This is a genomic window from Pseudomonas sp. S2_A02, assembly GCF_054668495.1.
Map to the genome: position 1 here is coordinate 538264 of NZ_CP162776.1, position 25438 is coordinate 563701.

Genomic DNA, 25438 nt, shown 5'->3' on the forward strand with positions numbered 1-25438 from the left:
CCTTGTTTAGCAATGGAACAGTTTTTGTCCGATACGACAATCTCTGGCGAGATCGTCCTATCACTCGCCCAATGAAGGCGTATAAAAACTGACACAATTCGAAATCAAACGTCTACATTTTTTTTGACGTCAAATTGAGTGGCTCCCGCGAACTCCAGCAAACAGTACGTATGCTGTCGAAATATAGTTTGTAGTTGAAGGTTTTAGCCGGATTGTCTGACAATATGCTATCTAAATATTAAATATAGATAAGTTGTCTTCTGTAGATGAGTTCTCATTTTTTCAGGGATTCTTAATATAAGTGCCAGTGTATTGCTATCAATTTTACTTTTATTGGATGGGTATTGTTGTGACGCCTGCGCAGCCGAATACAGCCTTCGACTGCTGCGGCAGGTCTGCGGTGCGCTAGATGTTTGTAGCAGCAGTTTCCGGGACCCGGATCCCGGCTTTTCCAGCCGCAGGTGGTAACGCATGGCCATCTCGCCCGTGACCTGGGTTTGCAACGGACCGATCATCATCGGCGTGAATAAAGGACTCGACGAGAAAAAACCGAGCTCACTCAGGTTCAGTCCTGGGGCTTCAATGACCCCGTGAATACCCCGGCAATATTGGCCTTTCGCCACAAACAATGGTGTCTCGTGATCTGCGTCAAAAAAAATGAACCAATCGCTAAACGGACTGAAAAAATCCACATGATTTTCACATCTGGATGCTACTTTTAAAGACAGTCACCGGTTGAGCCATTGAAGGCTCTTCCCTCCTAACATGAGCTAAAGGAAGCGCTCGATGATGAAGGTGGGCATCACATGAATGAAAGGTCTTTCAGCAAAGTCACTTTTCCCAATGCCTGCCAGCTGATGCGCTGGCATTTTCATCCCATGGGTTTCGAAGCGACCATGGATGCACCGGGCAGTATGGTTGCCCGGCTGTTCGACCGCGCCAGTGGCGAGACCATGATCGCCATTGCCGGCATTCCTTGCGCAACGGTCATGAATGCGGCGGATGTAGAACGAATCATCGAAGCTGTGGAAGATGAGCTGGAGGCGTTCATTCCACCGCAAGCCCTCAGAAGCTATGCCTGACGGGCAACACTCCACAAAACCTGTGGGAGCGGGCTTGCTCGCGAATGCGGTTTGTCAGGCAACATTAATGTTTACTGACACTCCCTCTTCGCGAGCAAGCCCGCTCCCACATGGATTGCGCTTAACCGATCTGCAATAGCGCCTGTGCCAGATCGGCGCGCAGGTCTTCGACATCCTCGACCCCCACTGACAAACGCACCAGTGCATCGCCAATACCGAGCTGTGCTCGGGTTTCTGCCGGGATGCTGGCATGGGTCATGATCGCCGGGTGCTCGATCAGGCTTTCCACCCCGCCCAGGCTCTCGGCCAGGGCGAAGATCCGCACACTCTCGAGGAAACGCTTGGCGCCGGCCAAATCACAATTCAGGTCGAGGGAAATCATCCCGCCAAATCCACGCATCTGCCGCCGCGCCAGTTCATGCTGCGGATGCGATGGCAGGCCTGGATAGTAAACGCGCGCCACCTGAGGCTGACGCTCCAGCCATTGCGCCAGCTCCAGCGCATTGCTGCAATGGCGTTCCATGCGCAGCGCCAGGGTCTTCACCCCGCGCAACGTGAGAAAAGCATCGAACGGCCCGGCGATAGCCCCCACCGCGTTTTGCAGGAAACCCAGGCGCTCGACCAACTCAGCGTTCTGCCCGACCACCGCGATGCCGCCGATCACGTCGGAGTGACCGTTCAGGTACTTGGTCGTTGAGTGCAGCACGATATCGAAGCCCAACTCCAGCGGGCGCTGTATCCACGGGCTGGCAAACGTGTTGTCGGCCACACAAATGATGCCTCGCTCGCGACAGGTGCGCGCGACGGCGGCGAGATCAGTGAGGCTGAGCAAAGGATTGCTCGGCGTCTCGACCCAGACCATCCGCGTGTCGTCCTGTAGCGACGCCTCGAAGGCCGCCAGGTCAGTCAGATCGACAAAACTGAAACGATGCCCGGCACTGCGCTGACGCACCTTGTCGAACAGCCGGAATGTACCGCCGTACAAGTCATTGCCGGAAACGATGTGTGCACCAGCATCGAGCAGTTCGAGCACATTGGCGATCGCCGCCAGCCCGGAAGCGAAGGCGAAGGCCCGAGTACCGCCCTCGAGGTCCGCCACGCAACGCTCCAACGCAAAACGCGTCGGGTTGTGCGAACGCCCATAGTCGAAGCCCTTGTGCACACCGGGGCTCTGCTGCGCATAAGTGGAGTTGGCGTAAATCGGCGGCATCAGCGCCCCGGTGGAAGGGTCCGGCGTCTGCCCGGCATGGATCACACGGGTGGCAAAGGCACGTGGCTTGGCGGTTTCATCGTGCTGACTCATGCAAGGGATCTCCGCAGGTAATTGAGCATGTCGACGCGGGTAATCAGCCCATGGAAACCCGAGTCGTCGTCGGCGATCATCGCCACCAATCCACGGTCGAGCTTCGCCTCCAGTTCGGCCAGGCTGGCGCCGGGCGGCAGGATTTCCAGCTTGTCAGTCATCGCACTGCTCACCGGCATACGGAAGTGTGACGCGTCTTCGTGCACGCCAAGCAGGATATCGGACTCGTCGATCACGCCGACCAGTCGCTGCCCGTTCACCAGCACCGGCAGTTGCGACACATCCGCCAGGCGCATGCGTTGGAACGCGGTGAGCAGCGTATCGTCCGGACCCACACTGACCACCCGGCCATCTTCGAAACGCCTCGCGATGAGGTCTCGCAAATCACCGTAACGCTTGCGCGCAAGCAGTCCTTGATCGTTCATCCACTGGTCGTTGTAAACCTTCGACAGGTAGCGGGTGCCGGTGTCGCAGACGAAACTGACTACCCGCTTCGGCTCGGTTTGTTCGCGGCAATAACGCAGTGCCGCCGCCAGCAATGTGCCGGTCGAGGAGCCGCCGAGAATGCCTTCGGCGCGCAGCAGTTGGCGGGCATGATCGAAGCTTTCCTCGTCGCTGATCGAATAGGCCTTACGCACGCTGGACAGATCGGCAATCGATGGAATGAAATCTTCGCCAATTCCCTCCACCGCCCAGGAACCGGGCGTACCAAGGGTGCCGCTGCGGCTGTATTCGGCCATCACCGAGCCGACCGGATCGGCCAGCACCATTTCCAGATTCGGTTGTACGCGCTGAAAGAAACGGGTCAGCCCGGTCAACGTGCCGGCCGAACCGACGCCGACCACGATGGCATCCACATCATGCTGAGTCTGCGCCCAGATCTCCGGCGCGGTACTGCATTCGTGGGCCAGCGGGTTAGCCGGATTATTGAATTGATCAGCGAAGAAGGCGTCGGGAATTTCCTGCGCCAACCGCGCAGCGACGTCCTGGTAATAATCGGGATGGCCCTTGCCAACATCTGAGCGGGTGATGTGTACTTCGGCGCCCATCGCCTTGAGGTGCAGGACCTTCTCGGTGGACATCTTGTCCGGCACCACCAACACCACCCGGTAACCCTTGGCCCGACCGACCAGAGCCAGGCCCAGACCGGTGTTGCCGGCGGTGGCCTCGACGATGGTGCCGCCGGGACGCAGGCGCCCATCGCGCTCGGCGGCGTCGATCATAGCCAGGCCGATACGGTCCTTGATCGAGCCACCGGGGTTCTGCGATTCGAGTTTGAGAAACAGCGTGCATGGGCCGGTATCGAAACGGCTGACGCGCACCAGCGGCGTATTGCCGATCAGTTCGAGCACGGCGGGACGGGAGTCGTTCGGCATGTCGTCACCTCGCTGTATGTATCCGCACTGGATGGACAGCGACCTGCGGCGAATCATTGCGCGCCAGTCGCAAGCCTCGCCTTGGACCATAGGCCGGGATTGCGCCCCCCGCAACTTTTCGCAGCCAGTCGGTATTGTCTCTGTGGCGAGCGAGCTTGCTCGCGCTGGGTCACGTAGTGGCCCCAAAAAATTTAGAACCATTGCCGATTTTTGTGAGTGCTGCGCACTCAAGCGGGAGCAAGCTCCCTCGCCACAGGTTTTTTCGACTCAAGACTCTCTTAGGGATCAGGCCGGCACTTTTCCCTGGCGATGATCAGCGAAGAACGCCTTGCCCTTGCCGATCCGGTCGGAGGCCTTGGGCATATTCGCAGCCGAGGTATCCTGGCCATCGACATACCAGTAGCAATGGCTGACTGCCCGGGTGATGCCCACGTAGGCCAGCCGCAAGATCTCGTCTTTCTGTGCGCTGTCGTAAGCTTCGCTGTCGCCAGCTTTGCCGAGCCCGGCCATGCGATAGACCTGGTTCTTGTAGGGTGAACTGGTCAGATGCTGGCAATCGCCCAGCAGAAATACCGCATCAGCCTGCAGGCCCTTGGCGCTGTGATAAGTCAGTTGTTTGAGTCGTCGAGCGTCGTACGGCAAGCTAGAATCCACATTAACTACAGACTGAATATGATCCTCTATCAATGACTTATCGCTGCTTTTTCGATAAAGCATCAAGATTGAATCGCCCTTTCTATAGTGTTCGATCAGGCGCTGGGCCATGCCCTGGTCATCCCGGTCGAGCACATTCACCGGCAGCAGTGCTTTGGGTTCACCACCGGCCTTGGCCTTCTTGCCAGCGATCGCCGGTGCCGCGCGGACGATATGCTCCGCGGCGTCGATGATGTGCTGATGGCTGCGGTAATTGTCGCTGAGCATCACTTTGGTCGTGCTTGGCGACGGGAATTCCTTGTTGAACTCCATGAAGTAAGTCGGCGAACTGCCGCGCCAGCCATAGATGGACTGCCAGTCATCGCCGACACACAGCAATGACGAACGTTGCGCCCCGCGCCCCACATGCATGGCCGGCCCGCGACTGCGGATCTCTGCCAGGCTGGCGCGAATCCACGAAACGATCTGCGGCGACACGTCCTGAAACTCGTCGATCATCAAGTGCGACATCGGCCTGAGCAGCTCATCGCTCAGCAGCTTGAGATTCTCCGGCGAATGTTCACTGAACAACGCGAACATCCGGTTGTAAGTCATTACGGGTGGCGATTGATCCAGCAGATGATCTTCCAGCGCTCGCCAGAACAGGCTCAACGCCTCAAAGAAAAACCGGTCGGGGTCATCCTTGGGGAAACTCATCTGGCCCACGGCATTCGGCACATCCAGGCCGAGGTTTTCAATAAACCCGGCCGCCGCGACAAAACAGTCCAGCAACGGCGCGGAGCCGAGTTCGCCCTTGACCTTGTAATCGAAGCCCGGCCCGGCGCTGGCGTCTCCGGCAAGCGATGCCAAAACACGCTTTGAAGCCTCATAACTATCAAGCCATATCAAAGGCTTACGACAGAAAGCTTGAAACAAGGTGCGTTTGACAGCCCATTCTGCGCGCACTGAAAGCTTGGCATTCGGACGACTGACCTGGGGATTTTCCCGGGGATCGAAACCCAGCACCACCCAGGCATCGAGCGTCGGAATGTAGCCGTGACAATGAAAGGTCGAACCGTTGATATCGAAGGTCTGACGATTCGGTTCGATGCCCTTGATCGGCCAGGCACCGGCGCGAAACCATAGGTCTTCGATTGTGTCGCACAGTTCTTCATCGCGCTTGGCGGCCAATTCGGTCACCGCCATGCGTTTCTGCACGTCCGGGTGATCACGCTCCAGCTCCTTGAGCTGTAAGGCGTGACGAGACAAAGGTTTGATCAGTTCGCGAAAACGTTCATCGCGGGTGTGCAGGCTGTGATAGCAGGCGTTGAGTTGCTGGCGCTGGGCGTCGTTGATGCGCAGGTCGAAGAGGTTGCTGTCGACCTCCTCATCGCCGCCTTGCATGCGGTGACTGAGGTTTTCGAAGGCTTGTAGCCGCTCGAAACCCGGCAGACTGCGAATCATCGGCAGGATGCGTGAATGGAAAGTGCGCACCAGATCGCGCGCTTCTTTAAGACTGATTCCCCGGCCCCAGACTGCAAACAGTTCGATCAGCTTGTTGATGAAGTCCTTGCGCGATTCGCGGGTGAAAGTCACCACGGTCATCGAACTCAACTCAAACCCCAGGTAGTGGCTGAGCAGCAGGATTCGCAGCACCAAAGTGGTCGACTTGCCCGCTCCGGCTCCGGCGATCACCGAGGTCGACGGCGTGTCGCTGAAAATCATCTTCCACTGGGCAGAGCTCGGCTGGGCATGCGCGGGCAGCAGCCGCGCCACGTCGGCCTTCATGCGCTTCTTCAGCTCAGCACTCAATGGCAGACGCCAATCGTCGAACAGATTGTCATCGATGTTGGGCGGTCGATGCTCGGTTGAGCGCGAGTCGCGAATCAACAGAACCTGCCGACCTTCCTCCAGCCCCTCGAGCTTGCCTTCCTTATAGCCGTATTCCACACCGGCGCTGTGGCCGCTGCGAAAACCGTCGGCTTGGCCGTGCAGCCAGGACGCACGGTGTTGCGCGCGCAACCGGGTAAGGCCGTGGCCAAAGAACCGGGCGGCCAAGCGCTTGAACAAAGGCATCTCGGCCAAGGGACGAAGTTCGGGGGGAAGATCGGGGGTGTGTTGCGGCACGCTGACGGACTCCAGGGGGTGAGGCTGTTGAGGGCTATGGTGTCTGCATTTGCCGTTGAGTTCTAGTGAAATGCTTACAGGTCATTGGCTTATGCGATGAAGTGAAGGCTGGATGAGAATATTTCGAGGTTATTTGAGATCAACTAATTCGATTGTATTGAGGCATTTTTTACGCTTTTTATCGATGATTGCCTGATAGATGATGCTCGCCATCAACCACTGGTTCTCGTTTGTGGCTCAGGCGTTCTGCCCCATGACGAACCTTTTCAGGAGACGATCATGCTTGAACTCAGACCTTTCAACTCGCTGGGCGGCGCACACCATGGCTGGTTGGATGCCCATCACCACTTTTCGTTCGCCGAGTACCACGACCCCAAACGCATGAACTGGGGCAACCTGCGGGTATGGAACGATGACGTGATTGCGCCCGGTACCGGGTTCCCTCAACACCCGCACCGCGACATGGAAATCATCACCTACGTTCGTGAAGGCGCGATTACCCACCAGGACAACCTTGGCAACAAGGGCCGCACCGAAGCGGGCGACGTGCAGGTCATGAGCGCCGGCACCGGGATCGCTCACAGTGAGTACAATCTGGAAGCGACCGAGACCCGGATCTTTCAGATCTGGATCATCCCAAACGAAGCCGGTTCGGCACCGTCGTGGGGTGCCAAGCCATTCCCTAAAGGCGAGCGCGAAGGTTTCGTGACCCTGGCCAGCGGCAAGGCCGGCGACGATCAAAGCCTGCATATTCGCGCCGATGCGCGTCTGGTGGCGGCGAATCTGAAGGCCGGTGAATCTGCGGAGTATCAACTGGACAGCGGCCGTCGTGCTTATCTGGTTCCAGCCACTGGGGTCATTGAAGTCAATGGCTTGCGTGCACAAGCTCGAGACGGTGTCGCGATTACCGATGAGCAGGTGTTGCGCGTGACCGCGATTGAGGACAGTGAGATTGTGTTGGTGGATGTGGCTTGATGCGGTGAATGCAGGACGAAAAAAGGGGCGACCGTTTAATGGTTGCCCCTTTTTCGTGGTTGAAACCCTGGGTGACTGTAGCGACGCCTTCGCGGGCAAGCCTCGCTCCTACAGGTTTAGCGCAATCCTTGTGGGAGCGGGCTTGCCCGCGATGGGGCCCTCAATCACTTCGCAGAAATTGCGCCATCCACCAAGGTCTGAGCTTCCGCAACCAACTGCTTCAGGTGGTCGTCACTGACAAAGCTTTCAGCATAGATCTTGTAGATATCCTCAGTGCCCGACGGACGCGCCGCGAACCAGCCGTTCTCGGTCATGACTTTCAGACCGCCGATGGCTTGGTCGTTGCCCGGTGCGTGGCTGAGAATGCTTTGGATCGCTTCGCCCGCCAGTTGAGTCGAGGTGACCTGGTCCGGCGACAATTTGCTCAGCAGCGCTTTCTGCTCAGGGTTTGCCTTGGCGTCGACCCGTACCGAGAACGGTTCGCCCAGTTCATCGGTCAGCGCGCGATAGGCCTGGCTAGGGTCACGGCCCGTGCGAGCAGTCATTTCAGCGGCCAGTAATGCTGGAATCAAGCCGTCCTTGTCGGTGCACCAGACACCGCCGTCCTTGCGCAGGAACGACGCGCCAGCACTTTCTTCGCCGCCAAAACCGAGAGAACCGTCGAACAGGCCATCAGCAAACCATTTGAAGCCGACCGGCACTTCGTACAGGCGACGGCCCAGACGCTTGGCAACGCGATCGATCAAGCCACTGCTGACTACGGTTTTGCCCACGGCCGCATCGGCGCGCCACTGTGGACGGTTCTGGAACAGGTAATCGATCGACACCGCGAGGTAGTTGTTGGGTGCCAGCAAACCGCCGGACGGGGTCACGATGCCATGGCGGTCGTGATCCGGGTCACAGGCAAAGGCCACGTCGAAACGCTCTTTCAGACCGATCAAGCCTTGCATGGCGTGGCTGGACGATGGGTCCATGCGGATCTGCCCGTCCCAGTCGACGGTCATGAAACGGAACGTCGCATCAACTTCTTTATTCACCACCTCCAGGTCCAGGCGATAGTGTTCGGCAATCGCCGACCAATAGCGCACCCCTGCTCCGCCCAGCGGATCGACACCCAGACGCAGCTTCGCATCGCGGATGGCGTCGAAGTCGATCACGTTGATCAGGTCGGCGACATAGGTGTTGAGGTAATCGTGACGATGAGTGGTGCTAGCCTTCAGCGCCTGCTCGTAGCTGATGCGTTTGACGCCGGCGAGTTTGGCCGCCAGTAGCTCGTTGGCCTTGGCTTCGATCCACTTGGTGATGTGGGTATCGGCCGGGCCACCGTTGGTAGGGTTGTACTTGTAGCCACCGCTTTGTGGCGGGTTGTGAGACGGTGTGATGACGATGCCGTCCGCCAGGCCCGAAGTGCGCCCACGGTTGTAGCAAAGAATCGCGTGGGAAATGGCCGGCGTCGGCGTGTACTCGTCACCTTCGGCGATCATTACCGTCACGCCGTTAGCTGCCAGGACTTCCAGGGCGCTGGCTCCGGCCGGCGTGGACAGAGCGTGGGTGTCGATCCCGACGAACAGCGGACCGTCGATGCCCTGGGCTTCGCGGTACAGGCAGATCGCCTGGCTGATGGCCAGAACGTGCCATTCGTTGAAACTCAGGTCGAACGAGCTACCTCGGTGTCCGGACGTGCCGAAGGCGACACGCTGGGTAGAAATGGCTGCATCGGGCTGGCCGGTGTAATAGGCCGTTACCAGTCGCGGGATGTCGACCAACAGTTCTGCCGGTGCCGGTTTGCCCGCAAAAGGACTGAGTGTCATGCAAAACCTCTGAGAGAGAGTGGTTCGGGAATAGAACGCAGTTTACTGACAGTTTGCCTCTGGCGCGATGTTATCGATTGTCAGGTTCCGGGGAGGATTTGCACCTCGACTCAGTCGAGCGACTCCAGACGCAAGGCATCCCCCAAAAGCCCCAGCGCGTCGGCGAGGTCATGATGACCACCGAAAGAGTGACTCAGGCGCAAATGCTGCCCGTGCAGGCCCTGCAAGCTGAACAATTCTCCTGGCGCAATCACCACATGCTGCTTGAGCAAACGCTCGAACACTCGATGTACATCAACTTGGCGCAACGAGCGGATCCAGATCGTCGCCCCGCCCTGGGGCTCAACGAAGTGCAGCGCATCTGGCAGGCGCTCTTCAAGCAACTGAGTCATCTGCACCATGCGTTCCTTGAGCAGTCGACGCAACACCAGCAGGTGTTGATCGATGCGTCCGTTGCTATACAGCCGCGCAATGGCTTTCTGACGAATCAGCGACAAGCGAAATGCGCGCAGCAGAAAGTGCCGTTGCAATTTGGCACGCAGTTGTCGCGACATCAGATAGCCGAAGGGCGCCTCCGACCCGATGAATTTTTCGAATGTGGAAAACACAATCAGCCGATCCGGATCCAGCAGATCGCGAAACCGCAGGCCGTTCGGCTCGAATTCAAGCTCGCTATAGCAATCGTTTTCCAGCACCCAACTGCCATGTCGTTCCAGCAACCGTGCGGTGGATTGCCTGTTGCTGTCAGGCGCCACACTGCCGCGGGGCATGTTCAACCCCGACGAAAGCATCACCAGTCGTACCTGCCCGGTCTCAAGCAGTTCCTTCAACCGCTCCTGATCCAGCCCCCCATCGGCTTGCAACGGCAGCTCGATCACCTGCACGTCCGCGTCTTGAAACAGGCGCAGAATCACCCAGTCGCACGGCGATTCGACCACCACCACAGCGTCTTTGAGGCCAAGCACGGCGATCAATATTTCCAGGACTCCCCGCAGGTCGGCGCCGATATAAACATCATCGGCATGCCAGCAACGGGTCGGCGATGTGGTGTAACGCGCCGCGAGAGCTGTGCGCAGTTCCAGTTCGCCGCAGGGCTGCGAAGACGGTTGTGGCTGGCGCGGATACTGACGCAGCAGTTCTCTCTCCAACAGCAGTAACGGGCTATCCAGGGGTTGCAGTAACGCCGGTTCATCGGCGCTCAGCACCAGCATGCCGGGACGTCTGGCATTGACATAAACCGTTTCGAGCAGGTCCTTGCCACTGCCGGGTATGCCGATTGAGGACACGGGGAGTGCGTAATAGCCGGACTTGGCCACCGAATAGACGCGCCCCTCCTTCTCCAACAGCGAGTAGGCGTACTGAATGGTCGAAATCGACACGCTCAGGCGGTGCGCCAACTGTCGCAATGAAGGCAGGCGCACTTGCACATCACTGCCCGGCTCATTGATCAGGTTAGTCAGGTAACGGTAGACCGCCTGGTACGCAAAATCGGTATCCCGTGGTCCTTTCATGGGTAAGGGCCGAACAGGCTACGAACGTCGTGACGCATCCTTGCTGAATCCGTCAAGCCTGGCATTTTCACCGGCCCGTCGACCATTCGCCAGCCACGGTCGCTCCACTATCGGGTTCCATGGTTTCAGTTTGCACACCCACATCGCCGCTTTCCATGCCAAGCCCCCTGCCCTCATCCCGAACCACCGGACCCATGCGGTAAACCGTACCGATCAGACTCACGGGCAACCCGCTGACATCGACCATCCACTGCAGAACCTGCTCGGGTGCCGGACCGCCCTGCATTGCCCGGTGCAAGTCCGGCAACGCCACGAGCATGCCGGGATGGCATTGACGAAGAAAATGCTCAAGCGCCGCACCGTTATCGGCAAAAGGGGCGAACAGCAGACACACCAGTTGAGCCTCGCTCAAACCGAGGTCCTTTTGTGCTTGGGCCGCCGCCAATGCGCGCTGGTCGGTCATTGTCATCGGGTTGCCGAAGGTCTCCATTGCCTGTTCGCAAAAGCGCTCTGGAACGTGCTTACGACGCATCATTACCAGCGCCCGCTGCAGGTATTCGCCGAGTCCCCTCTCGTAGGTGCGACCGTGTACAAAGCACGCTTGCAAGCCACGAAGATGCGCGGATATCGAAAGACTGACGTAGTCGTTATCACTGAGCTGAGCCGACAACTCGTCAGGTTGGAAGCCGAGGAAATCGGTGAGCAGTGGCCAGCGATCTTCCAGATTACTGACCAACATGTCGTGAATATCAATGAACGTCGTGCGGCGACAGGCTTCAAAACGATCGGAGGGACGCCACGCAGCCTGGGCAGATTCAGGGTAAAACTCGCGGTAGCAATCGCTGCCCAGTTCATCGAGTCGCGCGAACAGACACTCGTAGCCCGTTTCATGATGGCCCGGTGCCTTGAGCCCAGCTTTGGCCGCCGCACGATTCAATCCCTCGAGAAACTGCTTCTGCCGACGAGGCGTATCGCTACTGATCAATGCATCAACCCCCTTGTCCCAGCGGGCGATTTGTCCGTAAAACTCGCCGGTCGCCAGGTACCCGTCATCCCACAGATCAAGCGGCCCGTCCCAGGCACGGCGATGCCCGACCATCAGCAGATTGAGCCGATTTGACTCGCGACCGGCGTCCGAAATCGGCGCCAGATGGTTGAACGGCAGGACTTCACGATTATCGACCATCAACACTTCGACCCGGGGATCGTCGTAGAGAAACAACGCACAGCAGCTGCGATGAATATTTTCCAGGGCAGTCGAAGCAGTACCGTTCAAGCGCAAGGTCGCCACTCGCAATTGAAACGTCGCCGGAGCCCTGCTGGCGATACTCAGTTGCGCGGCGCGCAGTAGCGCCAGGGTGTAGCAGCTGTCGCGAGACCCGGACTGGATCGCCAGCACTTTGTAATCACCAATACGCTCCAAACCTCCTGCGGACATCACCAGGCGCTGAATCAGCAATTGCAATGCCGTGCGCTCGGCGCGAGAGAAAAAACCCAGTAAACGCTGCAACATTTGCTGATAAACATAGTTCATTGCCTGATCATGGGTAGCGGTCATCATTATTTACCTGTAACTCATAAGTTCAGTGTCACGCAAACAACGAGGTGTAGTGCGCAACAGATTATCTGTCATGAATGGAGTGCCGGGGGTTGTTGTTCAAATGCTAGCACTTAAGCATTGTGTAATTATTTGAAATGATTGAACGTCGCGGGCACCCCTAGCACATCAGGATCGCCGCAACGCCCGGTAGAATAGGCGTCTTGCGCTCCCGCGCGATTTCCTAGGAAATTTCCGACAGCGTCCCACAGACACTTAGCACAGGAAATAAAGAAAGAAGTTGCCAATAAATGTAAGACAACTGAGCGACGCTGCATTATTTGTTGAGCATATATTGCCAGCGCGCATTGAGGAGTTTCAGCCTGATACTCGGCCATGACTCTTTCCTTGAGATGAAAGTAATCATTCAATTATCAGGGCTTATATAACGATTAGAAGATACAGATTGAGAGCAAAAACCAGTTCAGTTGTTGAACCGGCCCATCGATAGATCGATGGACGTCTCATTTGGGAGTGACTGCCAACAGAAGAGTCCGTGCTCTCACGGACTCTTGCAGAGGAAGGACTTACGCAGGCTCGACCAGGAGGGCGACCCGTTCGCGGCATGGGCATTCGTCCATATAGCGGTGGGCTTCGACAAACTCGGAAAACGGGAAGACCCGAGTCTTGAGCGGCAGCAGCACACGGTCCGCGGTCAACTGGTTGATGTCGCGCAGGGCACGTTGCAGTGCGGCCTGATCCTGGACGATGCCCAGTTCCGGCTTGCCGGTGAAGTTACCGATGCAGTGCACGAAGAACTGAATGTTCTTCTGGAACGCCGCACAGGCGGGGAATGGCGTCTGGTTACCCCCTTGCAGGCCATAAAGCACCAGGCTGCCGCGAGGTGCAAGCACATCGCCGAGCAGCGACATTTGCGGCCCACCAAGGCCATCGAACACCACATCCACACCGCGATTGTCGGTAATTTTGTTGATCCGCATGAGCAGATCTTCTTCCTCGGTAACGATGACCTTCTCGGCGCCGAGGGACAGCAGGTACTCACGCTCATCCGCGGTTTTGGTCGCGGCAATCACCCGCACACCGAGGGCTTTGCCCAGTTGCACAAACGACGGCCCGGCGCAGTGGCTGGCGTCGGTCACCAGGGCAAATTGCCCGGGTTTGACTCGCGCCAGGTCGGCGTAGGCAAAATAAGCGATCAATAGCGGTGTGTAGTGCACGCTGGCTTCGATCGGGCTGAGTACATCCGGGTAGCGGGTCAGCGCCGAGCGCGGCAGAACGATCTGTTCGCCGTAGACCGGGTAGTCGTTGGGGCTTTCGGCCGGAAAGCTGGCGACCTTGTCACCCACGGCCAGGTCATCGACGCCTTCGCCGACCATCGTGACCACGCCGGACATTTCATGACCGAGGCCAGAAGGCAGACGAGCATGGGATGAAGCCAGGTTCTGGCGCCAGAGAATGTCGTACCAGCTGATGCCAATCGCTTCGACGCGCACCTGCACTTCGCCCGGCGCAGGCAGGGCTGCCGCATGCTCTTCGCATTTGAGCACCTCGGCTGGACCAAACTTGTGAAAACGGATCGTGCGGGACATCGCAAACCTCGTCAAAGAAACCTCTAATGCCCTGAACTCTATCTGGGCTTTCTACCCAAGACCATCAGTGGCTATTAATAGTCGACATGCCTGTCATTGATTCCGCAGCGACGGCGACATCATCCAATGCCGTAAAAACCGAAGCAGCCTTTCAGAAAAAACTGAATTACCCTGTGCAGAGTACCAGCCTTTGCCCGTAAGATTCATGCCGGCCATTGTTCTCATGTGGTCGCTCACGTCAAGTTTGCTGAATCTGCCAGGACTCCAGATGAATCGTAATGACCTGCGTCGTGTCGACCTGAACCTGTTGATCGTTTTCGAAACACTGATGCACGAACGCAGCGTGACCCGCGCTGCGGAGAAATTGTTCCTCGGTCAACCGGCCATCAGTGCGGCGCTCTCGCGCCTGCGCGGGCTGTTCGATGACCCGCTCTTCGTGCGCACCGGCCGCAGCATGGAGCCTTCCGCCCGGGCGGTGGAAATCTTCGCCCTGCTCTCGCCGGCCCTGGATTCGATTTCCACCGCGGTCAGTCGTGCGGCGGAATTCGACCCCGCAACCAGCACCGCGGTGTTCCGCATTGGCTTGTCGGATGATGTCGAGTTCGCGCTGCTGCCGATGCTGCTCAAGCGGCTGCGCGCGGAATCGCCGGGGATCGTGCTGGTGGTGCGTCGGGCCAACTACATCCTGATGCCGAGCCTGCTGGCCTCGGGCGAGATATCCATCGGTGTCAGCTACACCGCCGACCTGCCGGCCAACGCCAAGCGCAAAGTACTGCGTCGCAGCATGCCGAAACTGTTGCGAGCCGACACGGTGCCGGGGCCGTTGAGTCTGGATGACTTCTGCGCCCGCCCTCACGCGTTGGTTTCATTCGCGGGCGACCTGAGCGGCTTTATAGACGAGGAGCTCGAGAAGCTGGGGCGCAAACGGCATGTGGTGCTGGCTGTGCCACAGTTCAATGGGCTCAGTACGCTCATCAGTGGCACCGATATTGTTGCGACCGTGCCTGATTACACGGCTGAAGCGTTGACGGCGGCTGGCGGTGTGCGGGCTGAAGATCCGCCGTTGCCGGTGCGCAGTTTTGAGTTGCATATGACTTGGCGCGGGTCGCAGGATAATGATCCCGGTGAGCGTTGGTTAAGGTCGCGGATTCAGATGTTTTTTGGCGACCCTGAGAGTCTTTGATTCAAGCCGTCGCACACTTAAACGCTGGATGACCGGGCAAGAGCTGCAGGCACTGCTGCTGAGCCAGATGGGTGGCGACCAGCAAGGTACGCCAACCCTCAAAGTCATATGACAGCACCTGCCACACCAGCCACAGCCACAGCCACAGGTAGCTGAGTTGGAACACCACCCAGGTCAATCCTGGCTATCCACAGCGGTCAAGCATGGCGATTATCCGTACCGTCCATGACACGACGGGCTTTGGCGACCGTGTCAGCGGCCAGGCGTCCTTGCTCCACCAGTGCCTGCAGAGCCGTCAGGCAGATCGCCTGGCTGTCCACCTCGAAGTCGATGACCGGCATGTCGTTGATCCCGGGGCGTTGGTCAGCCACTGCTGGCCATAGCGCAACGCGATGTACACGATCCGCGACATGGCGCGCAGGAAGCGCGACCGGGCATTGCCCGCGCCGAGTACAAAGCTGCCGTCTTCAGCGAAGTGGCCCATGTCGTCGTGCAGCAGGCTGCTACGCGATACACGCACGTTGTCGAACCAGGTCAGGCCGTTGTCCAACCCTTGCACCGGTTTCTCCGGGCACAAGGCCGCCCGGCCCTAGGTCACTTCCTGACGCGGGGCACGGCCCAGCGACCAACCAAAATTCATGCCCGCCGCCGCCAGCAGGATCGCGCTCGCGCCAAGCACTTGCAGGGCGCTGAGCGGATGGGCGAAGGCAACCCAGTCGACCAGGATGGCGACGATCGGATAGATGAACGACAGAGCGCCGACCAGCGCCGTGGGGATTTTCTGGATGGCGCTGTACAGCAGGGTCGACATGAGCCCGGTATGGACCACGCCGATAATGATCAGGTATGTCCAGGCGCCCTCGACCGTATCGACCCTGCTGAAATCCACGAACGGGGCCAGGACCAGCACGCCTACCACCATCTGGATCAGCACGATCAGGTGCGCGGGCAGGTCCTTGAGGCGCTTGGTGATCGCCGCCGCCACGGCGTAGAAAAAGGCCGAAGCCAGGGCCAGGCAGACGCCGAGCAAGTAGTCGGCGCCGGTGGCCTGCCCACTGCCCTTGGCGGACACGATCAGCATCAGCCCGGCGAAGGCCAACAGCAGCCAGCCAACCTTGGCGGCGCTGAGGCGTTCAGCGAAAAACAGCACACCCAGACCAACCAGCATGAACGGCTGAACGTGGTAGACCACCGTGGCAATGGCGATAGAGGAATGTTTGTAGGCACTGAACAGCAGCACCCAGTTGAGGATCAGCGCCACCCCGCCCAGGCACACCAGAATGAACTGCCGGGCGGTGATCAGGGAGCGGCGCAGCACCCCAAGCACCAGGCATGTGACCAGCATCGCCATGGCGCCGAACAAGCAACGCCAGAACACCACAGCCTCCGGGCTCTGCCCCGACATGATGACGAACCAGCCCACCGTGCCGGAGATGACCATGGCCGAAATCATTTCGAGCGTCCCACGGGTTTGCGACTTCATCACTCACTGCTTCCTTGCCGTCGAGATTGCCGTAACCTAAGCCGCCGTTCGCGGGGGTTGGTTCGGCAAATCGAACTTTATAATGAACTAATGACCACTATAATGAACAAGGCGCCCAAGAGCGTCAACCCATTTAAGGATGATTTATAAAACAAATGACCGACATAGCGAACACCCTACTGAAAAATAATCCGAGCCGAATCGATCTGCTGGCGCTTTCAATCAAACGCGAACGCTTGGCCGCCGGGCTTTCCTTGACCGAGTTGGCGAAGCGCGCCGGGGTGGCGAAGTCGACCTTGTCTCAATTAGAGTCGGGAATCGGTAACCCCAGCATCGAAACCTTGTGGTCGCTGGCGATGGCAATGGGATTGCAAGTCACCCGGTTCTTCGAGCAACCCCAACAGCCGTTGCGGGTGATTCGCGCCAACGAGGGCATGACCACCTATGCCGAGACTGCCAATTACGCAGCGACACTGCTTGCCGATTGCCAGGTGGGAGTACAGCGCGACATCTACCGGCTTAAAGTGCAGCCCGGCGAAGTTCGGCTGTCTCAGCCTCACCCACCGGGAACCGTAGAGCACGTGGTGTTGTGCAGCGGCAGAGCCCATATTGGCCCGGCGAGCGGACCTGTGTTGCTGAACGCTGGCGACTACATCAGCTACCTGGCGAATGTGCCTCACGTGTTCGAAGCACTCGAGGCGGACACTACTGCGGTGATGGTGATAGAGCATTCCTGAGGTAGGTGCCATGGACACGCCAAATGTTGAATCGCCCTGAATTTTCTGGACGCCCTGACAGCGACTCACGATGCCCCTGACTCCAATGTGGAGTTAACAGTAACCATTAGAACCCTAATGGAATTCTGCCAGCACTCGCCATTTTCATTCGCTCGTGTATCACGAGCGACTTGGGGTAAAAGTGGGGGGTATCATCAGTTTTTTTATCGCGCAAACCACTTTCCTAGAGTCCTGTCCAAATGTTTTCGATCTCAGGTATGCCCTGAAAAGCGGCGCTCAAACCCGCCACCCTCTCCGCCTTCATCAACCGACGATCGAGGCCAAACAATCCAATCTAATATGGAGGTGCCACTGAGAGCCATCCGAATCCAACTTGATCTCTGTCAGAAATCGCCAGTCGCGATCGCTCGCACACCCGGTTCAAGTGGGGGCAACATTGGGGGCATATTTGAAATTTTTCTGCCTGAAAATGTTGTTCTAGAGCGTAGTCAAAATGTTCTTCGGCGACCCTGAGAGTCTTTAAGGCGCCTGGGGGGCTGAGATCAATCTCCTGCAACGGTGAATGCAACGCTGGAGGGGTAGGGTCTTGCTGTTTTCCAGCCAGCGTTTGTGTGGCTAAGCGACGATCCAGAGATCCAACCCCTTGCATCGTTATACATTCGTCGGGAATGTCTGCTCTTTCAGCTTCTTCATCACCAACTCGATGAATGCAGACACTGCCAAGGGCAAATGTTTGCGACTGGGGTAAAGCAAGTGCAGGCCATATCCAGTGCGATAGTAATGCGGGAGCACAGACACCAATCGGCCAGCCTGAAGATCGAGATTAGTCAGGGTGGGCGGCAGCAACGCAATACCTAACCCAGCCAAAGTGGCCTTACGCAAAGCTTGAGCAGTGTTGCCATTGAAACGGCTGGTGATCTGAATATCTTCCTCAACACCGTCGGGCCCCATAAGACGCCACTTCGTAATTCCGCTGGGGTGAGCAAAACTCACGCAGTCGTGATTTTCCAAGTCCTTTAGCGTGACAGGTACGCTTCGTTTACTGAGGTAATCAGGGCTGGCTACCAACCGCTCATTGCCTGCTCCAAGCAGTTGCCGACCGACGTATCCCGAGTCCTGCAAAGTGCCGCCTCGAAATGCAATGTCAATGCGTTCGGCGATCAAATCGGCACGCGCATCACTCAGCACGAAATCCAGTCGCACTTGCGGATGCTTGGCTAGGAAATCAGCCACCCACTCCATGGGGAAAAAGTCGAAAAAATCAGCCATCGCCGCCACGCGCACGGTGCCGCTGGGCTCCTGGCTACCTGTCATCAATTGCTGTCCGGCATCGAGCAAGCCTTCTACCGCGCCAAAGCACCGCTCATGAAACAGCTCGCCCGAATGGGTCAGTGTGAGTTTGCGTGTCGAGCGCTGTAGCAGCCGTGTGCCGAGCTGAGCCTCGAGTTGCTGAATTCGCCGGCTCAAGGTGTTCGACGGCATTCCAAGCTGCCGTGCCGTCTCGGCAAAGCTGCCGTTGCGCACCACTTGAACAAATAAGGCGACGTCGTTCAGGTCAAGCATCTTATATTAACTACTTCGTTAAATGGATTGGTCCAACCCAATTATGCCATCTAATCAAGCAATCAATAGTCGCTTATCTTACCGGCATGGCTGCTGTTAGCCCTCAACTGCTCCCTCGAAGAAAGGACCTCGCTCCATGACTACATCCACTTCTCGTGCTTCTGCTCACCGTCGAATCGTTTGGGGCGTGCGTGCGCTCCTGATTCTGGCATTCGCCGTGGCTGGCGTCGCCAAGCTGGCCGGAGCACCGCAAATGATTCAAGTATTCGAAGCCATCGGCATAGGCCAATGGTTCAGGTATCTGACCGGTGCCGTCGAGGTAGTCGGCGCCTTGTTTCTACTGAAACGTACCACGGGCTTTCTCGCAGGCCTGATGTTGACAATGACCATGATCTGCGGGGCGGCTACGCACCTTCTGCTGATTGGCGGCAACCCCATGCCCGCGATGATTTTGGCCGCGCTGTCTGCGTTTGTAGCCTGGCAATTGCGCCCTCTCTCACTGTTCAGTGCAGAGAACTAAGCGGGGTCCCCGGAGGTTCGGGCCCCGGTATGCACATCGGCATGGAGAAAACACATGACCAGCCACATCGTAGCTCAGCAACGCGCTATCACCCATCGCACCAAGGGCAGCACCCATGGCCCGATAACCCGGCTTATGAGCCCGGGTGATCTGGGTGAGCGTCTGAAGCCTTTCATTTTTCTTGATATTTTCAGCATGGACGCCAGTCGCGGCAAGTCGAGTTTCGGCATGCACCCGCACTCCGGGATCGCGACGGTTACCTTCATGAGCGAAGGCGAAGTTGCCTATGAAGACACCACTGGTGCGACAGGTGTATTGCTGGCCGGAGGTCTCGAGTGGATGCGCGCCGGCAACGGTGTTTGGCACGATGCGACGTTGACCAGTGAGTCCTTGATGCAGGGTTTCCAGCTCTGGGTGGCGCTGCCGCCGTCGCTGGAAAACGCCCCTGCGCTGAGCACCTATCTTGCGCCCTCCCAAGTTCCACAATCAGGACCGGCGCGCGTGCTCCTCGGGCGATATGGCGACGCGCAAAGCTTGATTGAAGCGCCAAGTGACATGAACTATCTCGCCGTTAATTTGAAGGACGGCGAGCACTGGCGATACTCCCCGCCGTCCGGTCACACCGTGGCCTGGCTCGCGGTTAATGCAGGACACCTGGACACAGGAGGCCTGATTAGTCCTGGCGAACTTGCCATTTTCGAAGAGACCGAGCAACACATCGACTTTGTGGCACAGGGCGACTGCTCATTCGTGATGGGCTCAGCGGTGAAGCATCCGCACGATCTGGTCACGGGGAACTACTCGGTGCACACGAGCGAAACGGCTTTGGCGCAGGGCGAATCCGAAATACAGCGGATTGGCGCACGCCTGCGCCAGCAAGGACGACTTAACTAGCGGCTGCTCGAACCCGGAGGTGAAACCTTTCGACGGCTCGGCGTTCTGCCGAGCCACATCGCTTCTCCCGCGGACAGTGATTACACCTTCTCGATTTCTTTCAGATGCGCATAGCTATCAACAAATCGCTTAAATTTGTGTTCACCACAGGTGTACGCTTCATACTTCGCGGGTAAAGTCTCACTCACGCAGGTTGGCACAGGTTCAACAACCGCATCGAAATCCAAATCAATAAAGAACGGGATTGAATAACGCTCCAGGCCGCTGGTATTGATGACACGATGCATTGTCGAGGTGTAGCGATCATTGGTGAGGGTTTGAACCAAATCACCAATATTGACGATAAAAGTGCCTTCAACGGGTGGTGCAGTAACCCACTCCCCTGCACGGTTCCTGACTTGCAAACCGCCAACTGCATCTTGAGACAGGACAGTCAAGAAACCGTAGTCCGTGTGTGCCCCGATACCGATCTCCTCCTGGGAAATCCTTCCGATCTGGGGCGGGTAACGCAAAATCCGCTGAATAGTGATGGGCTTACGCTGAAGATGTTCAAAATAATCTTGTGGCAAACCCAAACTCAGCGCGATCCCGCCAATAAGCATTCGCGCGAGGGCTAATACGGAGGAATGATAATCGTCGGCAACCTTCTCGAATTGCGGCAGTGCAGACGGCATTTGATTAGGACCAAAAAACGGAGAGACCTCATCGTAATGAGCTCCGCAATCAAAACACTCTTTGAAATCTCGGGTATTAGCAGGGTCTACGTTTTCCGCGTACATTGGAATATAGCCACGTAACGTGAGCCCGGAGTTCACGACATTAAGTTTGTTCTTCTCCTCATAAGGAAGCTTGAAAAAACTTTTGGTAAGCGCATACATCTCATCTATTAATTGCTGGTCAATGCCATGGTTTTTTATATAAAAAAACCCTACCTTTTCGCATGCATCACCTATTTGGCCTGCCACCTTCAGCGGATTTTCGCCGTTTATAAGCGACGATATATCTATGACTGGAATTTCAGTGAAAGTTGTCTGTTTGCTAGCCAAGCGAATATCAAATAACTCTGTCACCTATGCTCTCCTTTCCGAAATATCAATAAGGCGGAAGATTAAGAAAGCACGACTGTGCCCTCTTCAATCCCCTGAATCACATCTGAACCATCACCTATAACACCCACTTTCACGTCCGCCTCAACGAGTGCGGTTTGCCGCTGCGCGCACTTTCATCACGCCGCGGGCACTGACCGCTCAATGCGATGGCAGCCAGGCGCGTACGAATCCAATCAGCCCGGGTTTTGACGGATGTTAATCCTGGATTTTTTGGCACGCAAGCAAAATGTACACCTGTGTCACCAGTCATTGACACAGGTGTACATTTATCCTAATTTTAAGTCACCGAGCCTGATGAAGCCCACTTTGGAGCGCACCACGATGTCCAGCGATCCCTTGCTGCAACCCTATAAAATCAAGAATCTGACCCTCAGAAACCGGATCATGACCACCTCCCATGAACCGGCCTACCCTGTGGACGGCATGCCCAAGGATCTCTATCGCGCCTACCACGTGGAGCGCGCCAAAGCCGGTGTCGCCCTGACCATGACTGCCGGCTCCGCTGCCGTATCCCGAGACAGCCCGCCGGTGTTCAACAATGTGCTCGCCTACAAGGATGAAGTGGTCGGATGGTTGAAGGACCTGACCGACGAATGCCACGAACACGGTGCGGCGGTGATGATCCAGTTGACTCACCTGGGCCGCCGCACCCGCTGGGACAAGGCCGACTGGTTACCGGTGGTGTCGCCGTCACACCGTCGTGAGGCTTCACACCGCTCCTTCCCGAAGAAAATGGAGGAATGGGACATTGAGCGGATCATCAAGGACTATGTAGATGCCGCGGAGCGCATGAAAGCGGCAGGTCTCGATGGCCTGGAGCTTCAGGCTTACGGGCATTTGATGGACCAGTTCTGGTCGCCGTTAACCAATGACCTCGACGGCCCTTACGGCGGCTCGCTGGAAAACCGCATGCGCTTTACCTTCGACATCCTGCGTGGCATCCGCCAGCGGGTCGGCGAAGATTTTCTGCTCGGGGTTCGCTACACCGGTGATGAAGAACTGCCCGGTGGCTTCAATGCCAGCGAGGGCATGCAGATATCCCACATGCTCAAGGACAGCGGACTGGTCGATTTTCTGAACGTGGTACGCGGCCACATCGATACGGACGCCGGCCTGACCGATGTCATCCCGATTCAGGGTATGCGCAACTCACCCCACCTCGACTTCGCCGGCGAGATCCGTTCGGCAACAGGCTTCCCGACCTTCCACGCTGCGAAGATTCCCGACGTGGCCACAGCGCGCTACGCGATCGCCTCGGGCAAAGTGGACATGGTGGGTATGACCCGTGCACACATGACCGATCCACACATCGTGCGCAAGATCATCGAGAAGCGCGAAGAAGACATTCGCCCGTGCGTGGGCGCCAACTACTGCCTGGATCGCATCTACCAGGGCGGCGCGGCCTACTGCATTCACAACGCGGCGACCGGTCGGGAAACCACCATGCCTCATGACATTCCCAAAGCCGCCGTCAAGCGCAAGGTGCTGGTGGTCGGTACCGGCCCTGCCGGGCTGGAAGCGGCGCGGGTCGCCGGTGAGCGCGGCCATGATGTAACGGTGCTTGAAGCGGCTGACCAACCTGGCGGGCAGATTCGTCTGACTGCGTTGAGCGAGCGTCGTCGCGAGATGATCAGCATCATTGATTGGCGCATGGCGCAATGCGAACGGCTTGGGGTGAAGTTTCACTTCAACACCTGGGCCGAAGCCGACACTGTTCAAGCCTTTGAGCCTGACGTGGTCATCGTTGCGACCGGCGGCCTGCCGGATACCGAGGTGCTCCGCGAGGGCAACGAACACGTGGTTTCAACCTGGGACATCATTTCCGGCGACATCAAGCCCGGTCGTAACGTACTGATCTTCGACGATGCTGGGGATCATGCTGCCCTGCAGGCTGCCGAGGTCATCGCGCAAAGCGGTGCAAGAGTTGAAATCGTCACCCCTGACCGCTCGTTTGCACCTGAAGTGATGGCCATGAACCTGGTGCCCTACATGCGCAGCCTGCAGGACCTGGACGTCACCTTCACCGTCACCTACCGGGTCGATACAGTGGAAAAACGTGATGGCGGGCTCGTTGCAACCTTTGGCAGCGATTACGGACAGGTTCATAAGCAGCGCGTGGTCGATCAGGTGGTCGTCAACCACGGCACCCTTCCCCTGGACGACTTGTACTTCGACTTGCGCCCTCTCTCCACCAATGGCGGCGCGGTAGAGCAGCATGACCTGATCGCCGGTAATGCGCAGAACATCGTCACCCATCCAGAAGGACGCTTCCAGCTGTTCCGGATCGGCGACGCCGTGTCTGCTCGCAACACCCACGCGGCCATCTACGACGCTTTGCGCCTGGTGAAAGAAATCTAAAACAATGAAGGCCCTTCAAAGGGCCTTCATTGCTTATCTCTTCGACTACATGCCTTTGCGGGCAATCTCAGCGCCAGCCTGCACCGCTCGTCCCACAATCGACTCGATGTTCTGATCGGCCATCGACTGCAACGCTGCTGCCGTCACGCCACGGTAAGCCATCAACGATTCAATCATTTGCTGCGGATCGCGACTGGCAAGCATCTGGCCGCCCCCCACCACTACGCCTTGTGCAGCGCGCTGCGCGATGGCAAGAGGAATTCCCGCAGCCACCGCCTGATTAGTCAGTGCCATTTGCAACATTGCCGGGAAGGCCGGCCCAGTCCCGGACAACGCGCTGAGGTAATCAATACAGTCTTCATCAGGCACTTCGTCCGCCGAACCTACGCACTCGAACAGCCGCTGCACCCACTGGCGGTCGTGTTCAACAAGGTTTCCGACACTGTACCAAGGCGTGAACGACTGCTTGATTTCCACGGCCGCATTCGGCATGGCCCGCACTATTACATCCGCACCGGTTGCCGCGCTGATGGCTGCCGCCGGAACGCCGGCCATCAGAGAAATCACTAGCTTGCCGCGGGCGTTGATCTGCAGTTCACGAAACTGCTCCGGCCGGATGGACAGCACGACAATATCGCTGAGGTCCACCAACTGTTGGTTGTCGGCCAACAGCTTCACACCTGGCTCGAAGGCACTGACGCCTGAGCGGTTCGAGATCAGCAAACGGTCAGGCTTGATCAAACCGCCTTCAAGGAGCGCCTCGGCGATTGCGCGCCCGAGCCAGCCGGTGCCGCCGATGATGCCCAGGGTTTTATTCATCGGCAGTGGACTCCTCGAAGGTATCAACCAAGGGAACGAAAACGCCGGGTTCTTTTTCCGCGTAACCGAACTTTCCATAAAAGCGGTCCAGCTCGCGTCGCTTCGGTACCTTGCCGGTAAACACGCTCACGTACTGAGGAATCCGTCGAAATCGTATGACGATGTCTTCACTGGTTTTCATGGAGATGTAGCCGATCTGCGTGAGGTAGATCGTCCTGGCTCGAACATCGGCCCCCTCGGCGTCGTAGCCAAACCGTCGGAACATCGCGGCCAGGGCATTCATCCGCGCCTCATCGGCTAAAGCGATTTCAGCTTTGACCTCGTCCGATTGCAGCGCCCAACTGCGCACGGCAAATTCGAACTGCGAATCGAACAACTCGGGGTTCAGCCAGCACTCGAAGACGTTGAGAATCGCTTCGGAAATACTTTCTGCATAGCTCTCACATTGGCTGACCATACCGCCGGTGTTCTTGTCCCGCCATCGAGCCAGGAGCGCGGCGAGCAGCTGTTCTCGATCTTCATAGAACCAGTAGAAGCTGGTACGAGACAAATTCAAGCGTTTGGCCAGCGGCATCACCCGCACAGCATCAACACCCGACTCCTTAAGCGCTTCGTAGGCGGCGTCCAGCCAACCATCGACGGAGCCTCGCCAGCCAGCGTCCTGCGCTTTGGTTTTCGCCCTTCCTGTCTGCGACATTCGGGTGCACCTTTATTTGAAAATTCTTCGACACTGTACACCCCAGGATCTTTGGCGTACACGGCATGTACATGGGCGTACATTTTCGCGACGCTCGATCGCCAAATCAA

Annotated in this window: 23 protein-coding genes; 7 read left to right on the forward strand and 16 right to left on the reverse strand. The window is 57.7% G+C overall.

Going from position 1 to position 25438, the window contains the following annotated elements:
* Positions 1 to 806 precede the first annotated feature (806 nt).
* Positions 807 to 1082 (forward strand): DUF1652 domain-containing protein, encoded by a 276-nt coding sequence (locus tag AB4O41_RS02235; RefSeq protein ID WP_223484863.1) that lies wholly within the window; start codon positions 807 to 809, stop codon positions 1080 to 1082.
* A 121-nt stretch (positions 1083 to 1203) separates the two neighbouring features.
* On the opposite strand, the gene AB4O41_RS02240 is transcribed toward AB4O41_RS02235, so the two are convergent.
* The 3 genes from AB4O41_RS02240 to AB4O41_RS02250 all read right to left on the reverse strand — a co-directional run bounded on the left by AB4O41_RS02240 (position 1204) and on the right by AB4O41_RS02250 (position 6521).
* On the reverse strand, positions 1204 to 2385 hold the full coding sequence (locus AB4O41_RS02240) for a cystathionine gamma-synthase (RefSeq protein WP_460146011.1): 1182 nt from the start codon (positions 2383 to 2385) through the stop codon (positions 1204 to 1206).
* Complete coding sequence (locus tag AB4O41_RS02245) at positions 2382 to 3761, reverse strand: pyridoxal-phosphate dependent enzyme (RefSeq protein ID WP_367375694.1); 1380 nt, start codon at positions 3759 to 3761, stop codon at positions 2382 to 2384. Before AB4O41_RS02245 ends, AB4O41_RS02240 begins: the two co-directional genes overlap by 4 nt.
* Before the next feature lie 285 nt (positions 3762 to 4046).
* On the reverse strand, positions 4047 to 6521 hold the full coding sequence (locus AB4O41_RS02250) for a UvrD-helicase domain-containing protein (protein ID WP_460146012.1): 2475 nt from the start codon (positions 6519 to 6521) through the stop codon (positions 4047 to 4049).
* A 279-nt stretch (positions 6522 to 6800) separates the two neighbouring features.
* Between AB4O41_RS02250 and AB4O41_RS02255 the strand changes: the two genes are divergently transcribed.
* Positions 6801 to 7496, forward strand: coding sequence for a pirin family protein (locus AB4O41_RS02255; protein ID WP_460146013.1), 696 nt, complete (start codon positions 6801 to 6803; stop codon positions 7494 to 7496).
* A 164-nt stretch (positions 7497 to 7660) separates the two neighbouring features.
* On the opposite strand, the gene pgm is transcribed toward AB4O41_RS02255, so the two are convergent.
* From pgm to AB4O41_RS02280, 5 genes are all read right to left on the reverse strand, one after another.
* A complete protein-coding gene (pgm, locus tag AB4O41_RS02260) occupies positions 7661 to 9307 on the reverse strand; it encodes a phosphoglucomutase (alpha-D-glucose-1,6-bisphosphate-dependent) (RefSeq protein ID WP_460146014.1) in 1647 nt (548 codons plus the stop codon).
* Positions 9308 to 9417: 110 nt separating this feature from the next.
* Positions 9418 to 10818, reverse strand: coding sequence for an aminotransferase-like domain-containing protein (locus AB4O41_RS02265; RefSeq protein WP_460146015.1), 1401 nt, complete (start codon positions 10816 to 10818; stop codon positions 9418 to 9420).
* Positions 10819 to 10885: 67 nt separating this feature from the next.
* A complete protein-coding gene (locus AB4O41_RS02270) occupies positions 10886 to 12376 on the reverse strand; it encodes a hypothetical protein (protein WP_460146016.1) in 1491 nt (496 codons plus the stop codon).
* Between the two features lie 128 nt (positions 12377 to 12504).
* On the reverse strand, positions 12505 to 12753 hold the full coding sequence (locus tag AB4O41_RS02275) for a hypothetical protein (protein ID WP_460146017.1): 249 nt from the start codon (positions 12751 to 12753) through the stop codon (positions 12505 to 12507).
* A gap of 189 nt (positions 12754 to 12942) precedes the next feature.
* Entirely contained in the window at positions 12943 to 13965 is a 1023-nt protein-coding gene (locus tag AB4O41_RS02280) for a zinc-dependent alcohol dehydrogenase family protein (protein ID WP_460146018.1), read from the reverse strand.
* Between the two features lie 268 nt (positions 13966 to 14233).
* Between AB4O41_RS02280 and AB4O41_RS02285 the strand changes: the two genes are divergently transcribed.
* Positions 14234 to 15148: a LysR family transcriptional regulator gene (locus AB4O41_RS02285; protein WP_429426891.1), complete on the forward strand. Its 915-nt coding sequence runs from the start codon at positions 14234 to 14236 to the stop codon at positions 15146 to 15148.
* A 1-nt stretch (position 15149) separates the two neighbouring features.
* Here AB4O41_RS02285 and AB4O41_RS02290 read toward each other — a convergent pair whose 3' ends face one another.
* From AB4O41_RS02290 to AB4O41_RS02305, 4 genes are read right to left on the reverse strand one after another with little or no spacing between them, the layout of a single operon-like run.
* Positions 15150 to 15314: a hypothetical protein gene (locus AB4O41_RS02290; RefSeq protein WP_460146019.1), complete on the reverse strand. Its 165-nt coding sequence runs from the start codon at positions 15312 to 15314 to the stop codon at positions 15150 to 15152.
* Positions 15315 to 15345: 31 nt separating this feature from the next.
* Entirely contained in the window at positions 15346 to 15489 is a 144-nt protein-coding gene (locus tag AB4O41_RS02295; protein ID WP_460146020.1) for a hypothetical protein, read from the reverse strand.
* Complete coding sequence (locus tag AB4O41_RS02300) at positions 15444 to 15707, reverse strand: hypothetical protein (RefSeq protein ID WP_460146021.1); 264 nt, start codon at positions 15705 to 15707, stop codon at positions 15444 to 15446. Before AB4O41_RS02300 ends, AB4O41_RS02295 begins: the two co-directional genes overlap by 46 nt.
* 30 nt (positions 15708 to 15737) lie before the next feature.
* On the reverse strand, positions 15738 to 16631 hold the full coding sequence (locus AB4O41_RS02305) for a DMT family transporter (RefSeq protein ID WP_460148254.1): 894 nt from the start codon (positions 16629 to 16631) through the stop codon (positions 15738 to 15740).
* A gap of 155 nt (positions 16632 to 16786) precedes the next feature.
* Here AB4O41_RS02305 and AB4O41_RS02310 point away from each other — a divergent pair, with 155 nt between their 5' ends.
* Positions 16787 to 17368, forward strand: coding sequence for a helix-turn-helix domain-containing protein (locus AB4O41_RS02310; RefSeq protein WP_460146022.1), 582 nt, complete (start codon positions 16787 to 16789; stop codon positions 17366 to 17368).
* Positions 17369 to 18019: 651 nt separating this feature from the next.
* On the opposite strand, the gene AB4O41_RS02315 is transcribed toward AB4O41_RS02310, so the two are convergent.
* Positions 18020 to 18931 (reverse strand): LysR family transcriptional regulator, encoded by a 912-nt coding sequence (locus AB4O41_RS02315; protein ID WP_460146023.1) that lies wholly within the window; start codon positions 18929 to 18931, stop codon positions 18020 to 18022.
* A gap of 136 nt (positions 18932 to 19067) precedes the next feature.
* On the opposite strand from AB4O41_RS02315, the gene AB4O41_RS02320 reads away from it, so the two are divergent.
* Both AB4O41_RS02320 and AB4O41_RS02325 read left to right on the forward strand, forming a co-directional pair.
* The gene (locus AB4O41_RS02320) at positions 19068 to 19451 is read left to right on the forward strand and encodes a DoxX family protein (protein ID WP_460146024.1); all 384 of its coding nucleotides are present in this window, start codon (positions 19068 to 19070) and stop codon (positions 19449 to 19451) included.
* A 54-nt stretch (positions 19452 to 19505) separates the two neighbouring features.
* Positions 19506 to 20345 carry a pirin family protein gene (locus AB4O41_RS02325; protein WP_460146025.1) on the forward strand — a complete coding sequence of 280 codons (840 nt, stop codon included), beginning with the start codon at positions 19506 to 19508 and terminating at the stop codon, positions 20343 to 20345.
* An 80-nt stretch (positions 20346 to 20425) separates the two neighbouring features.
* Here the strand turns inward: AB4O41_RS02325 and AB4O41_RS02330 are convergent, their stop codons facing one another.
* Positions 20426 to 21415 carry an isopenicillin N synthase family dioxygenase gene (locus tag AB4O41_RS02330; protein WP_460146026.1) on the reverse strand — a complete coding sequence of 330 codons (990 nt, stop codon included), beginning with the start codon at positions 21413 to 21415 and terminating at the stop codon, positions 20426 to 20428.
* A gap of 360 nt (positions 21416 to 21775) precedes the next feature.
* Here AB4O41_RS02330 and AB4O41_RS02335 point away from each other — a divergent pair, with 360 nt between their 5' ends.
* Positions 21776 to 23812 (forward strand): oxidoreductase, encoded by a 2037-nt coding sequence (locus AB4O41_RS02335; protein ID WP_460148255.1) that lies wholly within the window; start codon positions 21776 to 21778, stop codon positions 23810 to 23812.
* 45 nt (positions 23813 to 23857) lie between these two features.
* Here AB4O41_RS02335 and AB4O41_RS02340 read toward each other — a convergent pair whose 3' ends face one another.
* Together AB4O41_RS02340 and AB4O41_RS02345 are read right to left on the reverse strand one after the other, a co-directional pair.
* Positions 23858 to 24631, reverse strand: a complete 774-nt coding sequence (locus AB4O41_RS02340; RefSeq protein ID WP_460146027.1) for a pyrroline-5-carboxylate reductase family protein — start codon at positions 24629 to 24631, stop codon at positions 23858 to 23860.
* A complete protein-coding gene (locus AB4O41_RS02345; RefSeq protein ID WP_460146028.1) occupies positions 24624 to 25328 on the reverse strand; it encodes a TetR/AcrR family transcriptional regulator in 705 nt (234 codons plus the stop codon). Before AB4O41_RS02345 ends, AB4O41_RS02340 begins: the two co-directional genes overlap by 8 nt.
* Between the last annotated feature and the right edge of the window lie 110 nt (positions 25329 to 25438).

What these genes read in the sequence shown, in the direction of transcription:
- AB4O41_RS02255 (WP_460146013.1), top strand. Translation starts at nt 6,801, where the DNA reads ATGCTTGAACTCAGACCTTTCAACTCGCTGGGCGGCGCACACCATGGC.
- AB4O41_RS02335 (WP_460148255.1), top strand. Translation starts at nt 21,776, where the DNA reads ATGTCCAGCGATCCCTTGCTGCAACCCTATAAAATCAAGAATCTGACC.
- AB4O41_RS02270 (WP_460146016.1), bottom strand. Translation starts at nt 12,376, where the DNA reads ATGACCGCTACCCATGATCAGGCAATGAACTATGTTTATCAGCAAATG.
- pgm (WP_460146014.1), bottom strand. Translation starts at nt 9,307, where the DNA reads ATGACACTCAGTCCTTTTGCGGGCAAACCGGCACCGGCAGAACTGTTG.
- AB4O41_RS02275 (WP_460146017.1), bottom strand. Translation starts at nt 12,753, where the DNA reads ATGGCCGAGTATCAGGCTGAAACTCCTCAATGCGCGCTGGCAATATAT.
- AB4O41_RS02305 (WP_460148254.1), bottom strand. Translation starts at nt 16,631, where the DNA reads ATGAAGTCGCAAACCCGTGGGACGCTCGAAATGATTTCGGCCATGGTC.
- AB4O41_RS02345 (WP_460146028.1), bottom strand. Translation starts at nt 25,328, where the DNA reads ATGTCGCAGACAGGAAGGGCGAAAACCAAAGCGCAGGACGCTGGCTGG.
- AB4O41_RS02285 (WP_429426891.1), top strand. Translation starts at nt 14,234, where the DNA reads ATGAATCGTAATGACCTGCGTCGTGTCGACCTGAACCTGTTGATCGTT.
- AB4O41_RS02240 (WP_460146011.1), bottom strand. Translation starts at nt 2,385, where the DNA reads ATGAGTCAGCACGATGAAACCGCCAAGCCACGTGCCTTTGCCACCCGT.
- AB4O41_RS02295 (WP_460146020.1), bottom strand. Translation starts at nt 15,489, where the DNA reads ATGCCGGTCATCGACTTCGAGGTGGACAGCCAGGCGATCTGCCTGACG.
- AB4O41_RS02245 (WP_367375694.1), bottom strand. Translation starts at nt 3,761, where the DNA reads ATGCCGAACGACTCCCGTCCCGCCGTGCTCGAACTGATCGGCAATACG.
- AB4O41_RS02315 (WP_460146023.1), bottom strand. Translation starts at nt 18,931, where the DNA reads ATGCTTGACCTGAACGACGTCGCCTTATTTGTTCAAGTGGTGCGCAAC.
- AB4O41_RS02325 (WP_460146025.1), top strand. Translation starts at nt 19,506, where the DNA reads ATGACCAGCCACATCGTAGCTCAGCAACGCGCTATCACCCATCGCACC.
- AB4O41_RS02310 (WP_460146022.1), top strand. Translation starts at nt 16,787, where the DNA reads ATGACCGACATAGCGAACACCCTACTGAAAAATAATCCGAGCCGAATC.
- AB4O41_RS02265 (WP_460146015.1), bottom strand. Translation starts at nt 10,818, where the DNA reads ATGAAAGGACCACGGGATACCGATTTTGCGTACCAGGCGGTCTACCGT.
- AB4O41_RS02280 (WP_460146018.1), bottom strand. Translation starts at nt 13,965, where the DNA reads ATGTCCCGCACGATCCGTTTTCACAAGTTTGGTCCAGCCGAGGTGCTC.
- AB4O41_RS02320 (WP_460146024.1), top strand. Translation starts at nt 19,068, where the DNA reads ATGACTACATCCACTTCTCGTGCTTCTGCTCACCGTCGAATCGTTTGG.
- AB4O41_RS02340 (WP_460146027.1), bottom strand. Translation starts at nt 24,631, where the DNA reads ATGAATAAAACCCTGGGCATCATCGGCGGCACCGGCTGGCTCGGGCGC.
- AB4O41_RS02235 (WP_223484863.1), top strand. Translation starts at nt 807, where the DNA reads ATGAATGAAAGGTCTTTCAGCAAAGTCACTTTTCCCAATGCCTGCCAG.